Origin of the sequence: Gimesia sp. (genome assembly GCF_048262075.1) — a bacterium.
Lineage (GTDB): Bacteria > Planctomycetota > Planctomycetia > Planctomycetales > Planctomycetaceae > Gimesia.
This window is the reverse complement of sequence record NZ_JBLXFK010000002.1, coordinates 18,082-37,850: the sequence shown is the minus strand read 5'-3', so window position 1 is coordinate 37,850 and position 19,769 is coordinate 18,082. Positions and strand designations below refer to the sequence as shown.

At 51.3% G+C, this 19,769-nt stretch carries 14 protein-coding genes; 11 read left to right on the top strand and 3 right to left on the bottom strand.

Features of this window, described 5'->3' with window-relative positions; all coding sequences use genetic code 11:
• Positions 1 to 18 precede the first annotated feature (18 nt).
• The 11 genes from ACN0YH_RS03860 to ACN0YH_RS03810 all read left to right on the top strand — a co-directional run bounded on the left by ACN0YH_RS03860 (position 19) and on the right by ACN0YH_RS03810 (position 16,379).
• Positions 19 to 873 (top strand): SIMPL domain-containing protein, encoded by an 855-nt coding sequence (locus ACN0YH_RS03860; RefSeq protein WP_417378240.1) that lies wholly within the window; start codon positions 19 to 21, stop codon positions 871 to 873.
• Between the two features lie 29 nt (positions 874 to 902).
• Entirely contained in the window at positions 903 to 1,946 is a 1,044-nt protein-coding gene (locus ACN0YH_RS03855; RefSeq protein WP_417378239.1) for a prenyltransferase/squalene oxidase repeat-containing protein, read from the top strand.
• Between the two features lie 172 nt (positions 1,947 to 2,118).
• Positions 2,119 to 3,144, top strand: a complete 1,026-nt coding sequence (locus tag ACN0YH_RS03850) for an AAA family ATPase (protein WP_417378924.1) — start codon at positions 2,119 to 2,121, stop codon at positions 3,142 to 3,144.
• Positions 3,122 to 4,114 carry a DUF58 domain-containing protein gene (locus ACN0YH_RS03845; protein WP_417378238.1) on the top strand — a complete coding sequence of 331 codons (993 nt, stop codon included), beginning with the start codon at positions 3,122 to 3,124 and terminating at the stop codon, positions 4,112 to 4,114. The genes ACN0YH_RS03850 and ACN0YH_RS03845 overlap by 23 nt, the downstream gene beginning before the upstream one ends.
• A gap of 25 nt (positions 4,115 to 4,139) precedes the next feature.
• Positions 4,140 to 6,281: a BatA domain-containing protein gene (locus ACN0YH_RS03840; RefSeq protein WP_417378237.1), complete on the top strand. Its 2,142-nt coding sequence runs from the start codon at positions 4,140 to 4,142 to the stop codon at positions 6,279 to 6,281.
• Positions 6,265 to 8,712, top strand: coding sequence for a hypothetical protein (locus ACN0YH_RS03835; protein WP_417378236.1), 2,448 nt, complete (start codon positions 6,265 to 6,267; stop codon positions 8,710 to 8,712). The genes ACN0YH_RS03840 and ACN0YH_RS03835 overlap by 17 nt, the downstream gene beginning before the upstream one ends.
• 35 nt (positions 8,713 to 8,747) lie before the next feature.
• Positions 8,748 to 10,934 (top strand): hypothetical protein, encoded by a 2,187-nt coding sequence (locus tag ACN0YH_RS03830; protein ID WP_417378235.1) that lies wholly within the window; start codon positions 8,748 to 8,750, stop codon positions 10,932 to 10,934.
• Positions 10,935 to 10,980: 46 nt separating this feature from the next.
• The gene (locus ACN0YH_RS03825) at positions 10,981 to 12,438 is read left to right on the top strand and encodes a hypothetical protein (RefSeq protein WP_417378234.1); all 1,458 of its coding nucleotides are present in this window, start codon (positions 10,981 to 10,983) and stop codon (positions 12,436 to 12,438) included.
• Complete coding sequence (locus ACN0YH_RS03820; RefSeq protein WP_417378233.1) at positions 12,438 to 13,073, top strand: hypothetical protein; 636 nt, start codon at positions 12,438 to 12,440, stop codon at positions 13,071 to 13,073. Before ACN0YH_RS03825 ends, ACN0YH_RS03820 begins: the two co-directional genes overlap by 1 nt.
• Before the next feature lie 41 nt (positions 13,074 to 13,114).
• On the top strand, positions 13,115 to 14,914 hold the full coding sequence (locus ACN0YH_RS03815) for an NPCBM/NEW2 domain-containing protein (protein ID WP_417378232.1): 1,800 nt from the start codon (positions 13,115 to 13,117) through the stop codon (positions 14,912 to 14,914).
• Positions 14,915 to 14,945: 31 nt separating this feature from the next.
• Positions 14,946 to 16,379: a hypothetical protein gene (locus ACN0YH_RS03810; protein ID WP_417378231.1), complete on the top strand. Its 1,434-nt coding sequence runs from the start codon at positions 14,946 to 14,948 to the stop codon at positions 16,377 to 16,379.
• A gap of 42 nt (positions 16,380 to 16,421) precedes the next feature.
• Here ACN0YH_RS03810 and ACN0YH_RS03805 read toward each other — a convergent pair whose 3' ends face one another.
• The 3 genes from ACN0YH_RS03805 to ACN0YH_RS03795 form a co-directional block, all read right to left on the bottom strand.
• Positions 16,422 to 17,426 carry a site-2 protease family protein gene (locus tag ACN0YH_RS03805; protein ID WP_417378230.1) on the bottom strand — a complete coding sequence of 335 codons (1,005 nt, stop codon included), beginning with the start codon at positions 17,424 to 17,426 and terminating at the stop codon, positions 16,422 to 16,424.
• Between the two features lie 137 nt (positions 17,427 to 17,563).
• Positions 17,564 to 18,196 carry a CDP-diacylglycerol--glycerol-3-phosphate 3-phosphatidyltransferase gene (gene pgsA, locus ACN0YH_RS03800; protein WP_417378229.1) on the bottom strand — a complete coding sequence of 211 codons (633 nt, stop codon included), beginning with the start codon at positions 18,194 to 18,196 and terminating at the stop codon, positions 17,564 to 17,566.
• Between the two features lie 167 nt (positions 18,197 to 18,363).
• Positions 18,364 to 19,728 (bottom strand): PQQ-binding-like beta-propeller repeat protein, encoded by a 1,365-nt coding sequence (locus ACN0YH_RS03795; RefSeq protein WP_417378228.1) that lies wholly within the window; start codon positions 19,726 to 19,728, stop codon positions 18,364 to 18,366.
• Between the last annotated feature and the right edge of the window lie 41 nt (positions 19,729 to 19,769).

Here is a 19,769-nt window from a genome sequence, read left to right as displayed (position 1 = left end):
AAAAATACGGAATCTAATATGAGTGGTCTGTCCCGATTAATACAACGAAGTTCCCTGTTTTCACTGACGCTACTTTTCTGCTGGGGAGTCATGAACAGCCCGGCTTTCGCGGGCGAAAGCGAAGGGATCACGGTGATTGGACTGGGCAGTGTTGATGCGAAGCCCGACGTTGTAGAGTTAACAGGCGTCATCATCGGACAGGGACAACTGGCGGGTGATGCGGTCACCAAATTTCATGGGAATCGCAGACGAGCGGAAGCGGCCTTCAAAAATCTGAAGGTCCCCGGACTGGAAGTCATGGCAGAAGGCATGTCCCTTTACTCTTCTTTGAATGCGAGCCAGATTCAGGCGATGATGCGGGGTATGGCAGTCAATAATGCCGGCTCCCAGGAGTTGTCTGTCTCCGAAACACTCAAACTCCGTGTGACGGGGATTGATAAACTAAGCTCCCAGGAACTGCTGGAAACCATCGTGAGAATTGTAGATTCCGGCAAAGATGCGGGAGTGATTATCGGCAATGACACTACACCTGCAGTACCGGGTTCCTATAACGCATCCAAAGCCCGCAACACCATGGCGACATTCAAAGTGACGAAGGTGAAAGAACTGAAAGAAGCCGCCTTCGAAGCGGCGATTAAGAATGCACGTGAACAGGCCGAGAAACTCGCAAAACTGACAGGGGTCAAGCTGGGGAAGGTAACTTCAATTGATGGAGCGGGTCATGCCCAGGTAGGTACCGCTGCGATTTACAGGCAACTCGTTACCCGAAATGTGTCTGCATCCGGGTTTAATCATAGTGAAGAACAGGGGTCAGACTTGATGAAAGAAATCCCGATTGCCGTAACGGTTCGAGTGACATATTCCATCGAATAACAGACAGTGAATTTCAGGACGGGCGTCTCATGAAAAATAATCAACTGTTAACAGGCTGTATGCTGTGTCTGATGTTAATCATCAGGCCAGCCGTCATGCGGGGTGAAGAAATTCTGCCTAAGCATATGACACCTGCTGCGGTCAAGTCGATTGAACGCGGCTTAGCCTACCTGGCGAAACAGCAGACCGCTGGAGGCAGTTTTCAAACGACCCAGGATGGCAGCACGTATCCGGTTTCCATGACCTCACTGGCGGGCATTGCCTTTCTGGCCAATGGGAATACATCCAGTCGTGGTCCTTATGCCGATCAGGTTCGTAAAGCGACTGAATATGTTTTGAGCCAGGCGCAGGAAAGTGGATTGATTGCCGCGGGGGCAGAAAATGGTCGCCCGATGTATGGACATGGTTTCTCACTCCTGTTCCTATCCAGCGTGTATGGCATGGAAACGGACGCGAAAGTGCGTGACCGGATTGCCAAAGTAGTCAAAGACGGGATTCAGCTGACGGCTTCCGGTCAGAGTGTCAGGGGAGGCTGGATTTATACACCCGGTGGTGGTGATGAAGGAAGTGTTACAGTCACCCAGATGCAGGGACTGCGTGCGGCACATAATGCCGGGTTTACCGTGCCCAAAAGTACCATCCAGAATGCAGTTCGCTACCTGGAACTCTGTCAGACTCCCGAAGGGGGGATTCGTTACTCTTATAGTTCAGGCAACGATACCCGACTGCCTATCTCTGCTGCTGCGATTACCTGCCTGTATTCCGCCGGGGAATATGAGTCCCCGCTGGCAGAAGAATGCATGGAATACGTCTATGGCCAGTTTAAGAACCGGAAAAACGGTTTTCAGTCGGGACATTATTTTTATTTGAACCTTTACGCCGCCCAGGCGTTTTATCAGGCAGGCGATGAGTTCTGGAATTCCTACTTTCCCGGACAACGGGACAGTCTGATCAAGTCACAGACCTCCAATGGCAGCTGGAATGGAGACGGAGTCGGTCCTGTTTTCGGTACCAGTGTGGCTCTGATTGTCCTGCAGTTGCCTTACAAATACTTACCGATTTATCAACGATGATTTTCTAGATCGTATCACATTTAACCATAGCGTCGTTCAATCTAATATACTCGTCTCAAATGGCCTTGAAGACGCTACAGTAAAACTGGACACAGTCTAACGAATATAACCGGTCGTTTCCGACTGGTAGAACAGGGAGTGAATCTTGTCAGAGATTAAAACAGCACCAGACATGGTCGCATTGGAAAAACTGAGACTGGCCCAGGAACGAATCCGCGAACAGATTCGTACGGTCGTGATCGGTCAGGACGATGTGGTAGAACAATTACTGGTCAGTATTCTGGCTGGCGGACATTGTATTCTGGAAGGTGTTCCCGGCCTGGCAAAAACGCTGCTGGTCTCAACCCTTGCCAAAAGCCTGTCGCTGGATTTCGGACGGATTCAGTTTACTCCCGACCTGATGCCCGCCGATATTACCGGAACTGATGTGATCTATGAAGATCGTGAAAGCGGAACCCGGGAATTCAAATTCATTGAAGGCCCGATCTTCACGAATCTGCTGCTGGCGGACGAAATCAACCGTACCCCGCCCAAAACGCAGGCAGCCTTGCTCCAGGGGATGCAGGAAAAGAACATTTCCGCGGGAACCAAGCATTACCAGCTCCCCCGCCCGTTTTTTGTACTGGCGACGCAGAACCCGATTGAACAGGAAGGGACGTATCCCCTGCCTGAAGCGCAGTTGGACCGCTTCCTGATGAAAATCATAGTCAAGTATCCGACGCGTGACGAAGAACGGCAGATTTATAAAGCGGTGACAGGCGATGATCAGGTGGAACCGGAATCCACGTTGACCGGGGAAGAAGTACTGGAACTGCAGCACCTGGTGCGCCGTGTGCCGATCAGTGATTTTCTGGTCGATTACACAATGGACCTGATCCGGGCCACGCGTCGAGACGGTGATGATGCACCAGAGTTTATCAATCGCTGGGTCCTGTGGGGCGCCGGACCGCGAGGCGGCCAGTCGCTGATCCTGGCGGCGAAAGCGCGTGCGGCCCTTTATGGTCGCCCTGAAGTTACAGTGGAAGACCTGCAGGCTGTCGCTAAGGCAGTGTTAAGGCATCGTATTGTGTTGTCTTACAATGCCGAGTCCGAAGGACAGTCTCCAGATACCGTAATCGAAAAACTGATTGCAGAAACGCCGTTACAACAGAACGCAGCCGGAAAGGATGGACAGTATGAAAGAATACTTAAATCCTGAGGTTATCGGTCGGATCGCGGGAATTGGATTCAAGACAAAGCAACCCGTTGAAGGTTCGATTGCCGGCCTGCATCGCAGTCCTCTACATGGGCTGTCACCTGAGTTTGCCGACTACCGCAGTTACACCCCCGGCGATGATCTGAAAAATCTGGACTGGAAAGCCTACGCGCGTTCAGACCGTTTCTATATCAAACGGTTCGAAGAAGAATCAAACCTGCGTGCGGTGTTCATCGTCGATTCGTCTTCTTCGATGGCTTACGGCGGACCTGAATATTCCAAATACGATTGTGCTGCCACGATTGCTGTATCCGTGTCGGCAGTATTGTTGAAACAGCGGGATGCGGTCGGCCTGGCGATTCTGAATGATCATGTACAGGAAGATCTGCGAACCGGAAGTACGCCTTCCCATCTCTCGAAGTTCATGGATGTGCTGCAACAGGTCGAACTGGCGGGAGAAACCGACATCGGTCCTGCGGTCTCCCAGGTCGCCGACCAGATTCACCGCCGCGGCGTGGTATTTGTACTCTCAGATCTGTTGACACCTCTGGATCGGTTTTATGAATCGCTGGGGAAACTCCAGCACGCCGGGCATGAAGTGATTGTGGTGCACATCCTGCATCGAGATGAAGTAGAGATGCCGTTTAAGGATTCCGTGATTTTTAAAGACATCGAAGGTGAAGAAGAGATCTTTGCCGAACCCTGGGCGTTTCACAAAGCCTACCAGTCCGCCATGGAACAGTTCATTCAGGAAACCCGTCAGCGCTGTCAATATTGTGGCATTGATTATCTGCAGGTGTTGACGGATGAAAATCTGGGAATTGTGTTGAGCAGTTATTTGCACAATCGTCAGTTTGCGGGGGCTAAAACACATCGTGGCAGAATGTCGGCATCAGGTGGATCGTCGCGCGATGAATCACAGGCAGAATCCGGTTCGAACTCCCCTGCCCCTGATGTAGAGCAACGTTCCTGACAGAAAGAGAAATTCGAAAGACACTATGCAGTTTCTGGCACCCTTATTACTAGCGGGAACGGTTCTGGCAACCGCCCCCATTATTATCCACCTGTTAAACCGGCGACGGTTTATTCGCGTGGACTGGGCGCCCATGGAATATCTCAAACTGACACTCAAGACCAACAAGCGTCGCTTAAAACTGGAACAGTGGCTGCTGCTGGCGATCCGCACGTTAGCAGTGCTGGCCCTGTTTCTGGCGGTCGCTCGTCCCATCAGTTCCGGAACGAATCTGGCAGGTTTTCTGTCTGTTGAGGGGCGTGCCAGTCGTGTGATCGTCATTGATGACTCGTTGAGCATGGCCTATCAGAAAACGGATCAAAGCGCCTTTGAACGGGCCCAGAATGCCACGCGTCAGGTGCTGAACCAGTTGGGACCACAGGATTCCGTATCCGTCGTGCTGGCCTCGAATCCGGCCGCGCCGCTGGTGCGAATGTCACACCTGGATGAGAGTGAACGGAAAAAACTGGTCAGTCGCGTGAATGAACTGCCTCACACGCAAATGGGCAGCCATTGGATGTCGACCCTGGAAGACATTGACCGTCAACTGCAGGAAGCAACATTTCCGGTTAAGGAAGTTATTATTATCACGGATCTCTGGCAGGCAGGCTGGACGGATGAAGTGCGTGATCTGTTTGATCGCTGGTCTCAGGAACAGGTGACGGTCCGCTTTATCGATATTGGTGACGAGCCGGCCGGCAATCGCGTATTACGTTCTCTGGAACTGGATAGTCGGATCGCGCTGGTTGACCAGGAAGTGAAGCTGACTGCAGTGATTGAAAATGCCGGCGAGGAGCCTTTGAAATCGGGACAGGCTTTGTTGACCGTAGATGGAAATGTCACACCGGTGACGTTGCCTGAAATTCCGGCTGAGAAAACAGTGAGTGTGCCGGTCAGTGTGCGTTTTGACCAGGCAGGCCAGCATACTGTAACCTTAAGTATTCCCGCAGACAAATTACTGGATGACAACGTTCAGCGGAAGATTATTAATGTTCGCCAGATGGTAGACGTCGTACTCGTCGATGGGGAGCCGGGACTGAATCCGTTTGAAAGTGAGACTGATTTTCTGGCGCTGGCACTCTCGGCCGGGAATTCCAACTGGCAGGTGACCCAGGCGGAAAGCTCGACCTGGAAAACGCAGCTGTTGACGGCTCCCGATTTGATTGTGCTGGCAAATGTCGATCAATTATCCAAGGAGCGAATCAAAGAGCTGGAAGAGCTGGTCTCACTGGGAACCGGCCTGATGATCTTTGCCGGCGATCAGTGTGATTTGCAGCTTTACAATGAGGGATTGTACAAAGGGGGGAACGGACTACTGCCGGCACGACTGCAGCAGGTACGCGATCTCTCCTCCCAGGGACTGGTGATCGAACCGATTGCAGATTCTCCCATCGAATTACTGAAAGGATTAACTCCCGAACTGTTAAGCCGTATCCGACCGCGGCGTTTCGTCGATGTGACTCTGGATGAAGGAGCCGATTCACAGCAGACGCGTGTGCTGGCACGCTGGAACGATGCGCAGCAGTCGCCCGCGGTTCTGGAAAAGCGGTTTGGTGAAGGACGCGTTCTGTTATGGACCATCACTGCGGATAAGAAGTGGAGTGACTGGCCGGCAGAACCGAGTTTTGTACTGGCGATGCGTGTGGCGGCACAGCAGATCGCCGCTGAAATTCAACGGGGAGAGAATCTGACAGCAGGTGAGCCCATCCATTTTGAGCTGGAAACGGTCACCGCTCCACAGTCGGGCGAGTTGATCTGGCTGGATCAGGAACAGAACCCCCTGGAACTCGTATTTGCCAGCAACGCCGAGGGCAAAACCACACTCAGTTCTCCCCCGGTTCGCTTTGCTGGAGTCGTGGAGGCGGAGTGGCAGGATACACAGCTCGGAAAACAGACACAAAACTTTGCGATCAATCCCGACGTGGATGACTCATTACAAAAGAAACTGGATGAACCGGCGTTGCAGCAGTTTTTGGGGAAAATGCCTTTAAAACTGATCCGGTACCAGGGAAAAGAAATGGACCTTGCCACCGAAGGGACCGAGTTATGGCGTTATCTGGCAGTCCTGCTACTGGGCTGTCTGATCTCGGAAAGTATGCTGGCGACCTATATTGGTCGTCGGCGGTAAACAGAAAGAAGTGACTTTGAACGGTTTTCTGGAATTCCTGTTTGGCATCAAAGCTTCGGCCTGGACCGAAGGAGGCCACTGGTCTGCGCAGTGGGTGGGACTGCCGGGGGGAGACTGGCGACTGGTGCTGATTGTGGGCATTGTCGTTTTGATCGGCGGCGGCTGGTGGCTCTACAAACGTGATGCACAGCAGGTCCCTTTCATACGTCGCTGTCTGCTGTATACGATCCGGATCTCCATCGTGCTCCTGGTGATTGCCATGCTGCTGGAGCCGATTCTGGTGCTCAGTAAAGAAGAGAAAATACCCTCGCATCTGCTGGTTCTTATGGACAATTCCCTTTCGATGTCGTTAAAAGATGCCTGGAAGGATGAAGACAAAGCGAACAAGGTTTCCCGTCAGTTGGGTATGTCGGCTGATACGGCTGCTTTACGACAGATGAATCGGATGCAGCTGGCTCAGAAACTGGTGAATGAATCGTTTCTGAAAAAACTGTCCGCAGACGGAGCACGCACTGTCCATCTTCATAGTTTCTCTGACAAATTTAATCCCGAGGCGCTGTCGCTTGCGGAAGCATGGCAGCCTGGTGGAACAGGAACCGCGATTGCCAGTTCGCTGAGACAGGCATTACTGTCCTATTCGGGAATGCCTTTATCCGGCGTGTTACTTATCAGTGATGGTCAGTCGACGGCGGGAGAAGCCCCGGAAGAAGTTCTGCAGATGCTCTCAGATGAGGGCGTGCCCCTGGTGACAGTCGGAGTGGGAACAACTGATGGGCCGCGGAATGTCGCAATCACTCAACTGGAAGCCAGCCCGGTTGTCTTTGTGCAGGATCCGAATCAGATCACCGTGCATATTGAATCGCGGGGTATGCAAGCCGAATCGGCAACTCTTGTGATTGAACAGCGCAGAAATGGCGGACCCTGGCAGGAATTTATCCGTGAAGATATCGTACTCAATCTGGAAGGAGCTTTGCAGCCCAAGACCTATGAATTCAGCGAGACCAAGACCGGGAAGCTGGAGTTCCGGGCCAAAATTGTCGATGCGGGACCGGAAATCTCACAGGATGATAATCTGGCGTCAGCAGAAGTCCGAGTGATTCGCCAGCGGCTGAATGTGTTGTTCATCGCCGGTTCGACCTTCCCTGAAGTGCAGTTTCTACGGAACACGTTTCTGCGGGATCGACAGATTAATCTCTCCTCGTGGCTGATGGCGGCTGATAAAACATACGAACATCCGGGGGATCTGCCGATTCGCCGTTTGCCTGTGACGCAGGAGGAGATGAATGACTATGACTGCGTGATCCTGTATGACCCCGATCCGACACAGTGGCCGATCAACTTTCCGGAGCTGCTGACGTCTTTCGTCACCAAAGCGGGGGGTGGCCTTGTCTATATTGCCGGTGAAATGCAGACCGCACGGATGTTTGATCGCCAGTCAGATCCTTCGCTCGGTTGGCTGAATCTGCTACCCGTGATTCGGGAACCAGGCCTGTTTCGATCGCAGGTACAGATCCGCCTGAGTGCCCGTTCTCCCTGGAAACTGGATGTGACGGATCCGGGATACCAGGACCCGATCTTCACATTTTCCACGGATCGCCAGGCCAACGAGCAGATTTTAGATAATCTGCCCGGGATGTTCTGGCATTTCCCTGTCACCAAAGCCAAGCCAGGTGCGACAGTTCTGGCGGTGCACGCCGATCCCCGGATGCGTAACGAATATGGTCAGGAAGTCCTGATTGCATCACAACGTGTGGGACCCGGCTGGTCGATCTTTATCGGCTTTGACAGTACTTATCGCTGGCGTTATCTGGATGAGCAGTTCTTCGATGGCTTCTGGGCGCGTGTTGTGGATCGCGCGGGGCGCAGTAAACAGTTGGGGGGGAATTATCCATTTCGCCTGTCGACACCCCAGGCCACTTATCAGCCTGGAAGTCAGGCAAAAATCATAGCCCGCTTTCTGGATGAGTCGCAGATGGAGCCAGGATTACAACGTCTGTACGGTGATGTCGAACGCGGCGATGATCAACCGATTCCTTTGACATTGACAGCTGGCAATAAAGCGGGCGAGTTTTCCACGTCATTTCCGGTTTCGCAACCTGGGACCTATTTCGTCCGGGTCTGGCTGGGTGACGAAGCGGCTGGAGCGACAGTCAAAGCGGCGACGCTGCCTATTAAAGTCGAGTTTCCGAACAAGGAACTGGAAAACCCGACTTTAGATGAAGCATTCCTGCAGACCATGGCTGTTTCTACGGGAGGGCGGGTATTTGATCTCGCGGAGTCAGACGGAATCGTGAATGCATTTAAGATCAAGCAGGTATCCCGCCTGCTGGAAGAACGTCAGGAAATCTGGGATGCGCCCCTGTTTTATATACTGATTTTTGGTTTGCTGGTGACAGAATGGATTTTGAGAAAATGGTGTCGACTGATTTAACAATATGCTTACAGAACAGAAGGAGTCCGTAGTAGATGTCCCCCACGCCACGATCTGAAGAATTCGAGGCGCTGCAGCAGACGATTTCCGGGAAACTGGAACGCGTCGGGGTCTCCTTGCGCCGGCATACTGTGCTGGAGGCAACGGTGCGGATACTGGCTGCGCTGCTGGGACTGGCGAGTCTGTCACTGCTGTTCGACTGGTGGCTGGGACTGAGTCAGGTGGCCCGCATGCTGTATCTGCTGGTCTGTCTGGTTGTGATCGGTTATCTGATCTATCGGTTTATCTATCTGCCTCTGCGGGTTTCGCTATCGCCTATTGAAATCGCAAATCTGATTGACCGTTCGAAAAAGGTGATTCCTCAGCAGGCGCTGGCGCCACGTGTCGCGAGTGTACTGCAGTTGCCGAGTCATCTGACCCAGTCCGAACAGTCGCAGCCGATGATTGAACAGGCGGTGCAGTCGAATTATCAGTCACTCAGCCAATATCCCTTTCAGGAGGTAATTGATTCTCGACATACCCGGAATTGCCTGTTGATCTTGCTGGCGGTGGTCCTGATTCCCCTTGGTTTTGGAATTGCAGTTCCCGAAGCGAGCCGGTTATGGAGTCAGCGATGGTTCGCGGGCTCGAACGCGCCCTGGCCTCGGAATACAAGTTTGACGGTGGTGGGACTGCAGGACGGACAATGGATCATTCCGCGCGGGGAGTCGGCAGCGTTGCAGGTGGTCGTCGAAGACCAGGAAGAGCCGACGGAAAGTGTGTGGCTGTATCTGACGGGGGAAGATGGTCACAGTGAAACGATTACAATGAACCGTTTTCAGGAGGGGGATTTTCGTTATGAAGTGCCCTCGCTTCAGTTGCCGGTTCAAGCTTATGCCTGGGGCGGAGATGGAGAATCGGAGCCGTTTGAGATTGTACCCATTGATCGGCCCCGTATTACCGATTTGAAAATCCAGGCGACGCATCCCCGGTTCTCAGAACCATTTGTGTCACATTTCTCAGCCAGTGAGGGGAATGTGAGATTATTGCCTCAGTCGAAGGTGCTGCTGGAATTGACGACAAATGTCAAAGTCCGTGAGATTGACGTTGATTCTGAGGACGTTTCGTTACAATGGAAGAGTACAGATGGTAAGCACTTTCAGGCAGAATGGACGCATGAGAAGCCTGTGAATTTCCGATTGACGTTACACTCGGCAGAGTATGAGATTCATTCGCATCCACGACCAGTCTCGATTGGTGTGCAACCGGATCGTGGTCCCCGATTGAGTTTCCGGTATTCAGGAGTACGACAGCGGATTACGGCAGATGCCACAATCCCCTTCTCGATTATCGCACGTGACGATTATGGTATCAGGTGGGTTGGCATGGATTCGAATTTACCACTCGCTGAAACAGAGTCTAAAAAGAGTCAGAACGTAACGGAAGCGGCTCTGAATCAGGTGTTCGGAAACCCTGAAGACGAAAAGAAAAAGCAGGCGGTTACCAAAAAAGATTATCCCATCTACGGACCTGCAGACCCGGCGGTGGAAAATGTGATTGAAGATGAAAAACGTGTGTCGATCTCTGAATTGAAATTAAGTCCCGGTGCGGTGGTGACGTTTCAAAGTCATGCAGAGGATAACTGTTATACCGGCGTCCAGAAGACCAGTTCCCGTCAACTGGTCTTTCGCGTCGTCAAACCGGAAGAACTGTTTCGGGAAATTCTGTTAAGACAACAGCAACTCCGATCGCGATTACGCAAAGCCCGGGATCAGGCGGAACAATTAAGAGACCAGTTTAAACTGGCGCAAAGTCTGGATCAGGCAGCCGACTGGATGCGTCAGCATCAACTGATCAGACGGGAGGTAGGACAGGTCAGCCACGCGTTGAACGGTTCCGTCGAGGAAATGAAGCTGAACCAGTTGGGAGGGGAAGAGACTTACCAGTTAATTTCACAGACAGTGCTCAAGCCTCTGGAGAATCTGCATGATCGCGACATGGAATTACAGCGACAGTCGCTGGAAACCTTACGCGGAGAGACCCCTGACCCGCTGGAACAGATTAATGCGCGGCAGGATGAGGTTTTGAAATCACTGGATCAGATTTTGAATAGTATGGCGCAATGGGACAGTTTTATTGATGTCGTCAACCAGTTGAATGCAGTGATCAAACTGGAACAGCTGGTGAAAGAAAAAACTGAAGAACTCAAGAAAAAACAGGTCAACTCGATTTTCGATAATTGAAGTCAGAAACATATTTCAAGGCCCCCCTGTAATGGAGGTGAGGGAAATGCAGAACAGAAAGACAATAATGGCAGCGGGACTGGTGTGGCTGTTGATCAGTTCGCAGATGATGGGCTCGATTGATGCCGCGGAGAAAGTTGCTGCAGATGCAACCAAGACTGTTGATGACGGTAAGCAAATTGCGCCGCAGGCACGAATTCAGTTTGAACAGGATAAAGCGAAAGCGCATATGCAGGAGCTGGAAGAGCGGATGTTTCGGCTTTCCAAGCTGATTCGTGATTCACAGCCGGACGATGCGGCGCGACTGCTGCTGGGATTACGCAAAGCCCGGGAGCAGTTGATCCTGGATCGCATGGGCGAAGCCTCCAAAATGCTGGATGATCTCAAACTGGATAAGGCCAGCCAGGAACAGAAAGAAATTCTCGTTCTGCTGGAAGAACTCAAAAAACTGTTACTGACTGCCGACATCGGACTGGAACTGAAGCTGGAACAGTTACGTAAGCTGATTGATTCGCGTGAAACGCTGAATAAGCTTCTCAAGAAAGAGGAATTGCAGCTGTCGAACACTCTGGACCAGCAGAAAAAAAGTGGCAATAAAAAAGATTTGAAAGCGCTGGAAACCAGCGAACAGCGAAACAAGAAGTCCGCAGAGAATCTGGAGCAAATGCTGCGTGAATACGGACCGGCCTCGCAGAGTATCTGCAAGTCACTCTCCGGTGCAGGAAAATGTATGGGGGGCGCCTGCAAAAAGCTGGGAGCCTCTCAACCCAAACCCGCTTCTGAAGAACAGAAAAAAGCGATTAAACAGTTGAGCTCGGCACAGCAGGATACGAAAAAGCTGGAAGACAAATTGCGGAAAGAAGTCGAATCAATGGTACGTCAGCGGGTGATGGATCAGTTGCAGGATATGATCGCGCAGCAGAAACAGATTCGCGAAGTGACGACCAAACTGCAGGATCGTGTGGCACAGAAGCAGAAACAGGCCCTGGCTGCCGTCAGACGACTGGCGACTTCTGAAGAAAAAATTATCAGCGTCTGTTCCGAGTCGATCGAGCTTTGTGAACTGACACAGTTCAGCCTGGTACTACCCGTTGCGCTGGGCGCAGTACGGGAACAGATGGAGTTGGTCGATGAAGGTCTGTTGCTGGGGCAAGCCGACAAAGAAATGGTCGATGATCAGAAACAGATCGAGGCCGATCTGCAGGCGCTGCTGGATGCGATGATTGATGCTTCCCGTCCCTCCAATAAAAATGGAGGTGGCCAGTGTAAAGGCTGTAAAGGGAATCGCAACAAACTGCTGGCGGAAGTCAAAATGTTACGCTGGATGCAGCAGTCGGTGCATACGCGAACAGATCAGCTGGATCGCCAGATCGAGAAGAAGAAAATCACGGAAACGTCACGTCAGGAACGGATTGATCTGCTTTCGGTTCGCCAGAAGGAAATTGATTTAATCACCGGACGATTACACAGTATGACCTGTCCCCATTGTCTGGCAGGAGATTGATGATGAAACGCAACAAAACCACTCAAACACACTTAAGATTCCTGCTGTCATTGACGATTTGTGCCCCGCTGCTTTTTGCTGCCAGTTTGCAGAGTGCCTTCGCAGATGCGGTCGAAGCGGCAAAGCCAGAGGCAGAGCCGATTAAAGTACCGCTGATTATTCCACCGGAACCGAAAGACAATCTGTCGAAGCTGAAGGATGACGCCTGGCTGAAAGATCCTTTCAAAAATATCCAGACCGATGTGAAGTCAGTCATTACTGATTTTGATAAGGGACAGACAACCCAGCCTGCGAAAACCACGCAGCCGCGGATTATCAGTCGGCTGGATATGCTGGTAGAAATGCTGGAAAAGTCGTGTAAAAAAGGGGGCGGAGCGGCAGGCGCGAATCCTTCACGTCCGGCTAACTCTTCGACTTTAGGAAAAGGTCCCGGCGGACAGGGGGAACTGAAAGCTCCTGAGAAAAAGGGCCGAAACTGGGCAGATCTGACCCCGAAACAGCGTGAGAAGATTCTGCAGTCGCGCACGGAAGGTTTTCCACCGGGTTACGAAGACATCCTGGCAGATTATTTTCGCCGACTTGCCCGAAATCAGGCTGTCGATAAATCAAAAACGACTCCTGAAAAACAAGATTAGAGAGTTTGCTGCAGATGATATTACAGACGAAATTCCGAAAAATGTGTGGCTCAGTGCTGGCGGGCATGGTCTGTCTGGTGGGAATTATCTTTTCCACACTGGCGTTTGCCGACGAAGTGCTGCTGTATGACGGGAAGAAGGTCACGGGCATAATCCGCTCGGTCGATTCCAAAATATTGAAGATCGAAGCAGGCACGGACCTTAAGGAAATCAGCCTGTTCGATGTGACATCATACAAATTTCTGGAACCGCCGCTGCCGCAGAATGTGAGTCAACTACTGATTGATGGAGAGAAGCCGAGTTACGCTGCCGGTCCCCGTACTGCCAAAGTCAAGCTTCGCAAAGGTCTGCATCGCTTTACCCTGCCTTATTATCATTCGGTCGGCCTGGCAAAGCTGGAAATCCAGGTGTCAGGTCCGGGAATGAAAAAGGCAGAAGTTCCCAAAGAACAGCTGTTTCGCGTCAATACAGAAGTGCGTGAGATTGCCTCTAAGGAATTCAAAGTCGATAAAGAGGGATATAGGCTGCCCATAAAGATTGAGAAACCGGAGAAATATATTGCCTATCGACTGATGGAATGGAGCCATCCGGTGAAAGTCAATTCGGTGCACGATCTGAAAGCAGTTCCTGTTAAAAAATATGGAGCCAGTCCGCGACTGGCTTTGCTCACCCGTCGTAGTGCCATCAATTTTGGAATCGTTTATGAAGGGCTGATCCAGGTTCCCCAGGACGGCGAATACACGTTTGCTGTAGAAACCGATAAAAACAGCAAGGCGAAACTCTATATTGGTGCGTATCCCAGTGAACTCTACAAACAGGCCAAAAGAAAAAAGAGTTCGGGCTGGAAGGTGACCATTGCTCAATCAGGGTTACTTTCGGGCACATTAGAGGAATGGAACAAAACGGGGATTCACTTTCAGGTTCCCGTGGCTGAGAAAGAGATCGATGTTACCTTAAAGCCGGGCGCTGTACACGAGCTCTGGAAGATTCAGGAAGACAAGAAGCAGTCGAAGACGGCGGATCGCAACGGAGAATCAAAGACAGAAGACTCAGCGTATGTCACTACGCAGGATGGTAATATCCACCGCGTGTCTGGTGAAGTTGTGGGGATCAACGAGGAGAGTCTGTTGTTTCAATATCAGGGTCAGCAACGCGAAGTTAAACTGGACCGGGTCGTGGGGCTGGTATTGCAGAAGAATCGGGTCAAACCTGAGAGTAAGTTGGAACTAGAGAGCTTGATGACGTTGATTGGTAACACTCAGATTCCCGGTGTAGTCAAGTTAGATGGAGGCAACACCGCCAGTATTACGATGCCTTGGGGGGATCAGTTTTCCATCGACAAAGACTATCTGAAATCTGTAAAAACCGTGAATGCGCGTTCGGTTTCGCTGGTGGAAATTCAGCCTGACAGTGTGACTCAGGTTCCCTTTTTTAATCAGCAGTATCCGTATCAGGTCAATAAGTCCCTGACCGGTCAGCCATTAAAGATCGGAACGCAGTCCTTTTCTAATGGACTGTGTGTGCATGCCCGGACCGTACTGGTTTACCAGTTGGGGAAGAATTTTGAAAAATTCCAGGCGACCGTTGGTCTGCAGGCAGTGACTGGGAAGCTGGGAAATGTGGCGGTTAAGGTAATCGCCGATGGCAAAACCCTGTTTGAAAATCCGGAATATACGACCGCCACGAAACTGAAATCACTCGATCTGGATGTGACAGGCTGTGAGACTTTATCGCTGGTTGTCGACTTTGGAAAAGATCAGGATGTGGGGGACCGCTTTGTCTGGGGGGATCCAAAACTGATCCGGGCGGTACCCAAAGAACTGGCGGCGAACCAGAAGTAACTGAACACGAATCCCAATACAGCGATCTACCATGAAACAGTATTTAGAATCAAAAAAACAAACCAATAATCGCTTTCGCGTTTCAGGCCGACGGAAGCAGGTGTCGGCTTTCGCAGGGGTGTTGCTGTGTGTCGTTGGACTGTTGTGTGCGTGTGAAACAGCCTGGGCCGGCGAGCCACAGACTTCACCCTCGTCAAAACTGATCGTCCGAGATGTCAGTGTGTTTCTGGTCTCGGCCCATGGTAAGAAACTGAATGACGCGACGCTGTTCCGATCCACGACCCCCGGTTATATGCAGTCCCGCCGGTTGAGCGCCGATGCCAGTGAGAGCGATAAACCGGCGCCACTGGGATTGATCACCTTTGCAGGACCGGCAACCAAAGATATTGATGTGCTGCTGGAATTTCCCTCCGGTCGATTTTTAACGCATTGGCCGACCGCTCGAATTCAGTCGAAACGCATCTACTGGCGTTCACAGAATCTGCTTAAAGAGAGTCCACTCAGCATGCAGTTGTCTGAATCCCACTGGCTGAGACCGCTACAACAGGCGGATCGCCTGCATGTCAAAGGCATTGATAAATCTGATCGCTTTATTCTGTATGACGTGGAACTGAATCATAATCCGCGCATTACCTTGACCCCTGCCGAGAATGGCTTTCAGGTTCAGAATGCAGACACCTATCCTCTAAAGGATTTGACAGTCATACAGCCTGCTGAGCAGAAGGATCACTGGAAAGTGGCAGCCATCGAACAGGTACCCGGGATAAAAAAAGAAGAAAAGAAGCCTGGGACAAAATCAGATCAACCAAAGGCAGCAAAACCGGTAGACCCTTTATCAGAAGAATCGCTGAAACAGAAAGAAAAAGAAGCAAAAGCCAAAACGCTGGCAGTTCTGGGGAAACAGTTACAGGCTGTGGGTGCATTACCGAAGCTCGCAGAAGCAGCTATGAAACCAACAGATAAAAAAGAGGCTCAGGCAGCGAGTACGAATAAAAAAACACCTGCTGTTTTAGTCCCTTATATTGAATCTGCTGCGCTGACACAGGCAGAGACGCTGGAGGTCTGGAGGAAACAACTGACTGATCTGGGTCTGGGCACACCAGAAGTTGAGCATGTCCTGCGGATTCTGAGTGAACACGCACTGCGAAGCGATCAGGCAACTGTTGTGTACTGTCTCGATGAAAGTTATCTCGATAAAATCTTGCCGCTGGAAATCACGCCGTTTCCCGATGTGGTGCGACGCACGGGAATTGTCATCCTGCTGGATGCCGACCCGGCTTTGCTGAAACGCATCGACGCCTTGATTGCTCAACTGGGTAACCAGAGCTGGGCGAAACGTGAAGCGGCACAAAAGACCCTGGAAGGGTACGGCAAAGCCGCACAGGCACAACTGCAGAAAGCCACCAGTAATAAGGATCTGGAAATTGCCTATCGCGCTGAATTGATCTTGAGCAAGATTAAATAGCAGTATCCCCGGTCCTGAATTCAGCGGGACTGATTCGACGTATCAATATACGATGATCGGCGTCACGGTAAAACCGATGATGAAAAACGCGAGTGTCAGCCAGCCCAGGATGATCCGTGGAGCTCCCAGGGGGACTGTATCATCGGCTGTGGGGGGATGGGTAACGCCAAACAGAAACAGCAGGATAAAAATGGGCGCGTATCCAAAGTTACCGGTGTAAAACATATAGGCCACTACCAGCAGCATCAAACCGCGCGCAATCAGATTGGCAGTTTTTCCTAACAGTGTATAAAGAATGTGCCCCCCATCCAATTGACCAATGGGAATCAGATTCAAAGCGGTGATGAAGATGCCCACCCAACCGGCAAACAGCAGCGGGTTCAAGACAACTTCCTGATTTTCCGCCAGAGGTCCATGAACCAGGTTTACCATCCACTGCAGAATCAGCGGTTCCCCAAAACTGTAAGTGCCAGGCTGTTTGGAGGTGATGATGACCGTCGACTTGAGAACCCCCCAGTAAGCAACAGGCAAGGCGAAGACCAGCCCTGCGAGCGGACCGGAAATCGCGATATCAAACATTTGTTTGCGGTTGGCGATCCCACCTTTTTGCAGGATCACGGCGCCCATGGTGCCAAAGGGACTGATGGGCATCGGGATGAACAGCGGTCGGGTGGCAGGAATATGGTACCGCCGCGACTGCAGGTAATGCCCCATTTCATGTGAGAGCAGAATCAGCATTAAAGGTCCCGCATAAGATATCCCATCGGTCAGAAAAGTTGACCAGCCATATAGTTGGATTTGAGCGTACACCCGTGCAAATTCTCTGGGAACAGGCACAAACGAAGCGTGATGAGTTGCGCCAACGATGAACGTACTGAGACACGTCAGAACAAACAGGATCAATGGGAGTTTACTGCGTGGCGGACGGACCGTGTTTCTAAAAGCAGGCCGTGATGAGGAAAAATCTTTGACCTCTGTCTGGTAATCCTGCGGTTGAACGATGATGACAGGATCAGGGGGAGGTAAAGGGTGATTTTCGTCAGGCATAAGGCTGTGTCTAATTAAATGAAAGTCAGTTGTCCGGTTGCTGATATTTTATACGGAGAGGAGACGAGAAGTTCAAGATTTTGAAATTGAATTCCCGCGTCAGACTGACTCTTCCGTATTCAAAGATCAGAAAACGTTTATGACAATGGCTTAGTACGCAGAATTCTTGAGGCTCGGAACACATAATCGACACCGCTGTACAGGGTGATAAGTGCCGCTGACCAGACTGAAATGTCGCGAAGCAGAAAAAATGCGGAACTGTCAAAGGGGGCTTCCGGGCTGAGTGACAGCAGACAGAGAACCACCGCGACACATTGGACCCCCATCTTGATTTTGCCACTCCAGCTGGCGGAAAAATCACGTCCATGCTGTTCCAGGTAACCTCGGAGGCTGGTGATGAACATCTCGCGACCGATAATGATCAGCACAAACCAGGCATTGATTCCCGAAGAAGGGCCGCGTTCCAACAGAAAAATGAAGGCACCACAGATGATGATTTTATCAACAAACGGGTCCAGTATCCGTCCCAGTGTGGTGACCTGATTGTATTTACGGGCGAAATACCCGTCCAGGAAATCCGTTGCAGCAGCAAGAATGAATAAGGCGGCAGAGGTCTTCCACCAGCCTTCCAGATAAATGATGACAAACAAAATCAGCGAGAGTACCAGTCGGCTGACGGTAATCAGGTTCGGCAGATTCCAGATTTCCGGGCCTAAAAGCTCAGTCCCGGTTTGAGGGTTTTCAGACTGTTTTTCCGCTGGTGAATTCATACTGTATAATTGTTTTCTTTAGATAACGGGAGAATTCAGTATCAGCGCTCAGGACATCAGATCGAAAAACAGAAGTGTACATCAGGATCAATCAGAATCATCTCCTGAGGGCTCGGTCTGCATTTTATCGAGTTAGTCGTGAAGTTTACAGGTCAGCCTGTTTGCTTTTATGGGGAATCGGCAATCGATTCTTCAATGGGGAGTTCACAGGCAACGAGTTTTGTGTTACTGCGGGCATAAACTCGTGTTTCTGCGTAAGCGGGGTGAGCCCAGGTTTCGCCGATCAGGCTGGTGCGGGCCAGTTCCTGATAGCCGGCGGGAGTCATTTCCGCGAGGATCAAAGCACCTTCCGAATTCAGAATCAATGTGCGCGAGGAATCGTTGAGCCAGACCAGTGTTGCCTGCGGGTTGCGGCTGTTGCCGGGTGTCATCTGATTGTCATCATCCCAGATTTTCTTCCCGGTGGCGTACTCAAAGCAGGTCAGCCCGAACTGTTTGTCCAGCAGGTAGGCGTAGCCGTCCCGGTACAATGGCTGTGACATCAGGCCCCTCAAGGTACGGCGGTCTTCCCATTTGAGTTCCGCCTGCTCTGGCTTCTCTCCCAACTGGATGGCTTTGGAACCTTCCCAGTAACCGGCGACTAAAATCATTCCCTCCTGTTCGATGGGACTGGCAATTGCCACGCCGTAGGTGACTTTATAAGGAACCGACCAGAAATGTGCGCCGGTTTGAGGGGCGACACTATGAATATGATTCGGCGACCAGACAATCAGCTGGTCCTGCTGTTTGCGATGGATCAGGAGCGGAGTCGCATAGCCGGCTTCATCTTTCAGTGACCGCCAGCGTTCTTTTCCCGTATTATGATCAAGGGCTACGATTGCGGTTCCCTGTTCTGTTCCGCCTGGCATAAGAATCACCAGCTCACCAATCACATAGGGAGCGGCAGCATAACCCCATTGTGGGATTTTTCCACCGAAGTCTTTGACGAGATGTTTATTCCAGATGACGTTTCCCGTATTCGCATCGAGACAGAAGACATCCCCCATCGTGCCCAGTGTATAGACACGATTATTGATCACAGTGGGAGCACACCGAGGGCCATTGCCGTAATCCAGTTTGTCATAAACAGCCGGGTAAGAATGTGACCAGAGCTGTTTGCCGGTGATCGCATCAAAACAGAGTACGCGCTCGATGTTCTGACGGTCTGCCCGATGTCCGTGAATGCCTTGGGCTTTTTTCTGTTCTTCAGATGAGGTGACCGGACGATCCATGAGGTAAAGTTTGCGTTTCGAGACAGAGATACCTCCATAGCCTCCGCCGATATCATGCTCCCAGAGTTTCTTCAGGCCGCTTTCAGGCCAACTGGTTTTAATCGGCGGTCCCTGCCACGTACCATCACCGCGCGGTCCGCGCCATTGAGGCCATTCTTCATATCGTATTTTGTCAGCGTTGTTGCCAGTGCCGGGAGTTTCTGCCAATACGACGACAGGCATGATGATTAAACTGATGAAGAGAAATAATAAACTGCGCATCAGAGTCTCTTACTGGTGGGAACAGGTGGGTGGGAAAAATG